Origin of the sequence: Paenibacillus sp. FSL P4-0113, assembly GCF_038009305.1 — a bacterium.
GTDB lineage: Bacteria > Bacillota > Bacilli > Paenibacillales > Paenibacillaceae > Paenibacillus > Paenibacillus polymyxa_D.
In genome coordinates, this window is record NZ_JBBPAZ010000001.1 from 3,686,415 (window position 1) to 3,691,148 (window position 4,734).

The 4,734-nt window shown below is 47.9% G+C and carries 4 protein-coding genes; all 4 read left to right on the forward strand.

Annotated features, from left to right (window positions below):
• Window positions 1-43: 43 nt before the first annotated feature.
• Genes MKX46_RS15885 through MKX46_RS15900 form a run of 4 tightly spaced genes read left to right on the forward strand, consistent with a single transcriptional unit; the run spans window position 44 to window position 4,641 of the window.
• Window positions 44-1,267, forward strand: a complete 1,224-nt coding sequence (locus MKX46_RS15885; protein WP_340931147.1) for an aldehyde dehydrogenase family protein — start codon at window positions 44-46, stop codon at window positions 1,265-1,267.
• A complete protein-coding gene (locus tag MKX46_RS15890) occupies window positions 1,264-2,964 on the forward strand; it encodes a thiamine pyrophosphate-binding protein (RefSeq protein WP_069011243.1) in 1,701 nt (566 codons plus the stop codon). The genes MKX46_RS15885 and MKX46_RS15890 overlap by 4 nt, the downstream gene beginning before the upstream one ends.
• Window positions 2,965-2,987: 23 nt before the next feature.
• Complete coding sequence (gene fabF, locus MKX46_RS15895; RefSeq protein ID WP_341071455.1) at window positions 2,988-4,229, forward strand: beta-ketoacyl-ACP synthase II; 1,242 nt, start codon at window positions 2,988-2,990, stop codon at window positions 4,227-4,229.
• A gap of 19 nt (window positions 4,230-4,248) precedes the next feature.
• On the forward strand, window positions 4,249-4,641 hold the full coding sequence (locus tag MKX46_RS15900) for a 3-hydroxyacyl-ACP dehydratase FabZ family protein (RefSeq protein ID WP_029514647.1): 393 nt from the start codon (window positions 4,249-4,251) through the stop codon (window positions 4,639-4,641).
• Window positions 4,642-4,734 lie beyond the last annotated feature (93 nt).

Sequence of the window (4,734 nt, forward strand, 5' to 3'; positions counted from 1 at the left end):
AAGATATTTACCAAAACCGCATATAGGAAAGGGAGAATGTGCCATGAATATAAATCCAGAATTGGCAGAAAACACACTGTTTTTGGAAAGGCATGAATCTATTCTGAAATGCCTCAATTATTTGATTGAAAATCGGCAGGAAGTGATGGATATTCTCACGCAATTTTCATCCTATCGGGCCGCCAATGCAGAAATTGACTCCACGATCCTCACACTTCAAGGTGCTCTGCAAGAAGTGCAGACCTATCAGCCAAGTCGGCAACGATCTATGGCTGTATTCATGCCTTCCAACGTCATTTTATACTCCTATGCATTATACCTTTTGATTCCGTCCCTGTACGTTGAAAATATAGACTTTCGCCCTTCTTCTCACGTAAATGAGTACGTCAACATGCTGCATGAAAAGCTTCAGGCTGTACATGGATTACCCATCTATATTCGTAAAGTTAGCCAGAAGGTGTTCATGGAGAATTCCGTTATGCCAGCTGATATTGTGGTGTTCACCGGAAGCTATACCAATGCAGAGAAGATCAAAAAACAGATTCGAAAAGATCAGCTCTACATTTTTTACGGACAAGGGCTAAATCCTTTCATTATCGGGCCTGATGCAGATCTGGAGCTGGCGGTTAACGATGTAATCCGAATGAGATTGTTCAACTCTGGACAAGACTGCCTAGGCCCCGACATCATTCTGGTACATCAAGATGTGAGTGAGCATTTCAAAGATCTGCTGATTCAACAGCTTGACCAACTCGTGTTTGGAGCCAACAATGATCCGAACGCAAACTATACCCCTATATTCTACAAAGACACGCTATATTCGGTTTCTGAGTATTTTAACACGAACGACAAATTTATTATTTACGGCGGCGGCATTGATTTCCGTACGAAAAAGATGGAGCCAACGGTTGTATATAGTGAATTGGATCAGAATCTGGAGATTATTGAGTATTTTTCGCCAGTCTTCAATGTAGTTAGCTACCAAGACGACGAGCAACTGATCAAGCGTATTTCCTCCAGTTATTTCAGTGAACGTGCAATGGGTTGCAGCTTATACGGATCGGAGCACCTGACTGACGTTCTACGAAAGAAGCACACATTGACCATTAATCAGACGCTTGAGGATGTGGATCAAGGCAATAAGCCTTTTGGTGGCTACGGCACGATGTCGAACTATATTTTTTACGATTTCAAGCTCATTTCGAAGCCGATCTTGATTTCAGAAATTGTCGCAGAATATTTGTCGGAAAAGAGGAGTTTGGTATGACTGCGAGCTTCTTCCCCTGGGATGCCATTATTGGCTACTTAAAATCGGCTGGGGTTCAGCATCTCTTTGGATTACCAAGTGATGATCTCAAAATCGTATCGTCACTCCCCTCATCCGGTATGGATTTTATTTTGTGCAAAGATCAACGTAATGCTGTGTTCATGGCAGCAGGTTATGCGCTCACCACCAACCAGATGTCCGTATGTGTTGTGGGGAAAGGCCCTGCGCTCAGTAATACACTTACAGGGCTGCTGGAAGCCAAGAACCTGGGCGCTCCGCTCCTGCTTCTGGCGCTTGGTACTGGCGGAGACAAGCTGGGTACCCGATCCTTTCAGGAAGCCGATCAAATTTCACTCGTGAAGCCGCTCGTAAAATGGGCTTATCGTGTCGAGCATGTGGATCGGCTTGTATGGGCGATGGAGCGGGCTGCCTTTTTGGCTATCAATGGAGCACCGGGTCCTGTCTATATCGAACTCCCTGAAAACCTGATGGACCAGCCTGTGCCAACAGGGCTTCAGTTTACCCCACCAGAAAAGCTGTCGTGCTCTCCGTCTCGTCGGGAGTTGGATGCGGCTTGGGCGATTATAAAGACGGCGCGCAGGCCGCTCATTCTAGTCGGAGGGGGAATGAAGTCAGGTACAGGTGATGTGATTGAGCGGTTCGCTCACCAACATGGAGCGGCCTTGTTCGCAACTGCCTCGGGACGGGGTGTAGTGGATGAAGAACACGAACTTTTCTGCGGTGTTGCCGGACTCTATACGGATCTCAGTCTAAGACAAATCTGGAAGGAATCTGATGTGGTGATCACACTGGGCAGCCGCTTGGAAGAAACGGCTACGTTCGAGTGGGATATTCTGCTACAGGATACACCTTTGATTCAAGTCAATGTAAATCTGGAGGATTTTGCACACGAATACAGGGGTATCAAAGTGCTTGGTGATGGATATGCAGCAGTGGAGCAATGGCATGATCGGCTAGGGCAGAAGCCTGATGGAGTGTGGCTTGAAACAATCAGGAGCTGTAAAGAGAAGGCTTTTTCTCATAGGGCTATCTATCTGGAGGAATTGCAAAAGGCTCCTGGGATCCACGTTCCTGAGCTGTTGGACATGATTCAGACGGAGTTCCCCGAAAATCTGGTGCTTCTTCAAGAGAATGGATTGCAGGATATGTGGTCCTATTTTTATCCATATTTCCGCTTTGCCCAAGGCTCTCTTTCGATTGTTCCTAGTGATCAAACAAGCCTAGGATTCGGTGCGGCTGCTGCTCTGGGAGCAAGTGTGGCAACGCAACGTCCAGTAGTGGCACTTGTAGGTGACGGTGCGTTCAATCTCTTCTGTTCGGATTTTATGACGGCGGTGGAGTATCAAATACCATTAATCTATGTCGTACTCAATAATGGTGGGTATGGTTGGTTACAGAATCAGATGAATTATAAGCATCTCACAGGGCAGTCCCTCCCGTTTGTTTCTGAGGCGGCCAAGACAGGAATTCAAATTCCCCAGTATGAGTTTGTAGAGAGCCTCGCAATTCGGAGTAAGGGAGAGGCACGGGAACAGCTTCAGCTTGCTTGGCAAAAGTATCAGGAGAACAAGCTTGTGGTCGTCGAGGTATATGCTGATCTTGCGGATGTGCATGAAAAAATCAGCCATGTGTATGGCGACTTTCCTCTCTACGAGCAACAGGCTTCCAAGAATTAATTTCAACGAAGGACGTGGATACAGTGAGAAGACGTGTTGTAGTGACTGGACAGGGAGTCGTAACGCCGATTGGGCTTAATCTTACGGATTTCTGGAATTCACTGTTGAAAGGAAAAAGCGGAATTGGACCGGTCACTGTTTTCGATACAGCGGACATTCCGACAAAGATCGGTGCACAGGTTACGGGCTTTGACCCATTGCAATATATGAGTAAGAAGGAAGCTAATAAAGTGGCACAGTTCACTCAGTTTGCTTTGGCGGCTGCCCGGCAGGCGGTGGAGCAATCCAAATTAGTGATTGATGAGCGGAATGCAAGTCGCGTGGGGGTTATTGTCGGCTCTGGAGCAGGCGGCCTCGACGTTATAGAGGAGAACTATGGGAAATTAACAAAGCTTGGTCCCAAAAGAGTTTCTCCTTATTTTGTTTCCTCGATGATGATTAATTCAGCACCTGGTGAAATCTCCATTGCTATTGGGGCCAAGGGGCCTTCGTTTGCTGTGGTTACAGCTTGTGCTACAGGAAGCAATGCCATCGGTGAGGCATTACGTACGATCCAGTACGGCACGGCTGATGTCGTGGTTGCCGGTGGAGCAGAAGCCAATTTTAGTCAGCTTGATCTGGCATCATTTGCGAATATTCATGCTCTCTCCAGACGTAATGAAGAGCCGCAGAAGGCTAGTCGTCCGTTTGATGTGGATCGTGATGGATTCGTCATCGGTGGAGGAGCAGGAGTCTTGGTGCTGGAGGAGTTGGAGTATGCTTTGAACCGCGGAGCCACCATTCTGGCCGAAGTTGTGGGTTACGGATGCACAACGGATGCGTATCATATCACGGCTCCAGATCCCTCTGGCTCCGGCCCGGCAGAAGCGATCAACATCGCACTGCAGGATGGCGGCTTAACACCGCAGGAAATCGACTATGTCAATGCCCACGGTACGAGTACGCCATTTAATGATCGTATGGAGATTAATGCTATTCAAAAAGTGTTCGGGGAGCATGCCCCCCTTTTGGCGATATCGTCTATTAAATCCATGACTGGCCATTTAATGGGCGGTGCAGGGGCAGTCGAATTAATTGCGACTGTGCAGAGCATGATTCACAGCAAAATACCACCGACACTCAATTGTGACAATCCGGAAGCTCCTGAATTGAACTTTGTGCCGCATGTATATCAGGAACGCGAGGTCCGCGCAGCGATTAGCAATTCATTTGGTTTCGGAGGGCACAACGTCTGCCTTGCTGTTCGCAAGTGGGAAGGGGAATAAGCCTGTGAGCGAAGAGCTAATCCATATCCCGGATGTGCTTCCTCACCGGTACCCTTTTCTTCTGTTGGATGGCGTGACCGGGTACGAAACGTCGCAGTGGGCGAAGGGATACAAGCTTGTCACCTGGAGTGAGTGGTTCATTACAGACAGTAATCCATACATGCCTCCTATGTTGATTGTGGAGTCGCTTGCACAATTGGCGGCATTCGTGGCGGTTGATAAAAAAGGGATTTCATACCTGACCAATCTCAATGGGATTCGGTTCCATAGCTTGGCGAAGCCTGGGGACCGAATTGATCTCTACTTTGAAGTGATCAAGCGTCGACGGGGCTATATTCTGGGAAGTGGTCGTGCTTCCGTAGGGGATCGATTGGTAGTTGAGGCGGAAGAAATTGTTTCACTGGATCAATGACGGTGTGGAAGCGCACGTTAAACTTTCCTTTTGTCCTCCTGACTGCCAGGTGCAGCGGGAGGATATTCACATCATGGAATAGGAGTGAATGAG

Bases quoted from the DNA above. Each gene is read 5' to 3' on its own strand.
- MKX46_RS15885 (WP_340931147.1), top strand. From the start codon at position 44: ATGAATATAAATCCAGAATTGGCAGAAAACACACTGTTTTTGGAAAGG.
- MKX46_RS15890 (WP_069011243.1), top strand. From the start codon at position 1,264: ATGACTGCGAGCTTCTTCCCCTGGGATGCCATTATTGGCTACTTAAAA.